The sequence below is a fragment of the Azospirillum sp. UENF 312511 genome (genome assembly GCF_058780635.1).
The window spans coordinates 1-2,500 of record NZ_JBSNCG010000002.1 but is presented as its reverse complement, the minus strand read 5'-3'; the positions used below and the strand labels follow the sequence as shown (position 1 = coordinate 2,500).

The window sequence follows — 2,500 nt, the reverse complement described above, 5'->3', positions numbered from 1 at the left end:
GGTGATCTAGCCATGGGCAGGTTGAAGGTGCGGTAACACGCACTGGAGGACCGAACTCACGCCTGTTGAAAAAGTCGGAGATGACCTGTGGCTAGGGGTGAAAGGCCAATCAAACCGGGAAATAGCTGGTTCTCCGCGAAAGCTATTTAGGTAGCGCGTCGGGCGATTGCCCACGGGGGTAGAGCACTGGATGGGCTAGGGGGCCTCGCGGCTTACCAAACCTAACCAAACTCCGAATACCGTGGAGCACAGCCCGGCAGACAGACGGTGGGTGCTAAGGTCCATCGTCGAGAGGGAAACAGCCCAGACCGCCAGCTAAGGTCCCCAAATCACGGCTAAGTGGGAAAGGATGTGGGAAGGCCATGACAACCAGGAGGTTGGCTTAGAAGCAGCCATCCTTTAAAGAAAGCGTAATAGCTCACTGGTCTAGTTAAGCCGGCCTGCGCCGAAAATGTATCGGGGCTCAAGCCGTGTACCGAAGCTGCGGATGTGATCTCTGGATCACGTGGTAGCGGAGCGTTCCGTAAGCCTGCGAAGGGTCCCCGCGAGGGTGCCTGGAGGTATCGGAAGTGAGAATGCTGACATGAGTAGCGACAAACAGTGTGAGAAACACTGTCGCCGAAAGTCCAAGGGTTCCTGCGCAAGGTTAATCCACGCAGGGTGAGCCGGCCCCTAAGGCGAGGCCGAAAGGCGTAGTCGATGGGAACCACGTTAATATTCGTGGGCCAGCGGGTGTGTGACGAATGGGAAAGCGTGTCGGGCCTTATCGGATTGGCCCGGCTGGGGACCCGTTCCAGGAAACAGCCCCCGCATCAGACCGTACCCCAAACCGACACAGGTGGACTGGTAGAGTATACCCAGGCGCTTGAGAGAATGGTGTTGAAGGAACTCGGCAAATTGCCCTCGTAACTTCGGAAGAAGAGGGCCCCGTTGTGGCGCAAGCCATGGCGGGGGGCACAGACCAGGGGGTGGCGACTGTTTACTAAAAACACAGGGCTCTGCGAAGCCGTACAAGGCGACGTATAGGGTCTGACGCCTGCCCGGTGCCGGAAGGTTAAGAGGAGGGGTTCACGCTCCGAATTGAAGCCCCGGTAAACGGCGGCCGTAACTATAACGGTCCTAAGGTAGCGAAATTCCTTGTCGGGTAAGTTCCGACCTGCACGAATGGCGTAACGACTTCCCCGCTGTCTCCAACACCAACTCAGCGAAATTGAACTCTCCGTGAAGATGCGGAGTACCCGCGGTCAGACGGAAAGACCCCGTGCACCTTTACTACAGCTTTGCAGTGGTGCTAGGGATCTCATGTGTAGGATAGGTGGGAGGCTAGGAAGCCCGGGCGCCAGCTCGGGTGGAGCCATCCTTGAAATACCACCCTTGAGGTCTCTGGCATCTAACCGCGCTCCGTTCATCCGGAGCCGGGACCCTGCATGGCGGGTAGTTTGACTGGGGCGGTCGCCTCCCAAAGTGTAACGGAGGCGCGCGATGGTGGGCTCAGAGCGGTCGGAAATCGCTCGTCGAGTGCAATGGCATAAGCCCGCCTGACTGCAAGACAGACAAGTCGAGCAGAGACGAAAGTCGGCCATAGTGATCCGGTGGTTCCATGTGGACGGGCCATCGCTCAACGGATAAAAGGTACGCCGGGGATAACAGGCTGATGACTCCCAAGAGTCCATATCGACGGAGTCGTTTGGCACCTCGATGTCGGCTCATCACATCCTGGGGCTGGAGCAGGTCCCAAGGGTTCGGCTGTTCGCCGATTAAAGTGGTACGTGAGCTGGGTTTAGAACGTCGTGAGACAGTTCGGTCCCTATCTGCCGTGGGTGTCGGAGTTTTGCGAGGATCTGTCCCTAGTACGAGAGGACCGGGATGGACATACCTCTGGTGCACCGGTTGTCACGCCAGTGGCATGGCCGGGTAGCTAAGTATGGACGGGATAACCGCTGAAAGCATCTAAGCGGGAAACCCACCTCTAAACCAGAACTCCCTTGAGAGCCGTGACAGACCATCACGTCGATAGGAGGCATGTGGACGGGCGGCAACGCCTGAAGCTGAGCCTTACTAATCGCTCGATCGGCTTGATCCTTTCCAGCAGGCGGCCCGCGCGCAGCGGCAAGCCCTGGGCGCACGAGCCAACACCGCAAGAACAAGAGCAAACGTCCTCGCTCAAACCAAACCTCTGCCGTCCAGTCCGGATGGTTCGCGTGTGCCTTGGTGACCTGGTGGTCATGGCGGGGCTCCCAACACCCGATCCCATTCCGAACTCGGCCGTGAAACGCCTCAGCGCCGATGGTACTGCGTCTTAAGACGTGGGAGAGTAGGTCGCCGCCAGGTCACCACGGCACACGCCAAACCAACACGGACGTGGACGCAGCAAGGCTTCAGACACACTTGACAATCGGCTTCATGAACGGCAAGGCCGGCGCTTTCCCCTGGGGGAAGCGCCGGCTTTTCGTTGTGTTTGGGGTATCGCTGCGGGCCCCCTCCCTAACCCTCCCCCGCC

At 58.8% G+C, this 2,500-nt stretch carries 2 rRNA genes (1 of these 2 cut by a window edge); both read left to right on the top strand.

Annotation, left to right across the window (positions count from 1 at the left end):
* Positions 1–2,083, top strand: a 23S ribosomal RNA gene (locus ACWPN7_RS08370) (it extends 665 nt beyond the left edge of the window).
* Positions 2,084–2,215: 132 nt separating this feature from the next.
* Positions 2,216–2,331, top strand: a 5S ribosomal RNA gene (gene rrf / locus ACWPN7_RS08365).
* The last annotated feature ends 169 nt before the right edge of the window (positions 2,332–2,500 follow it).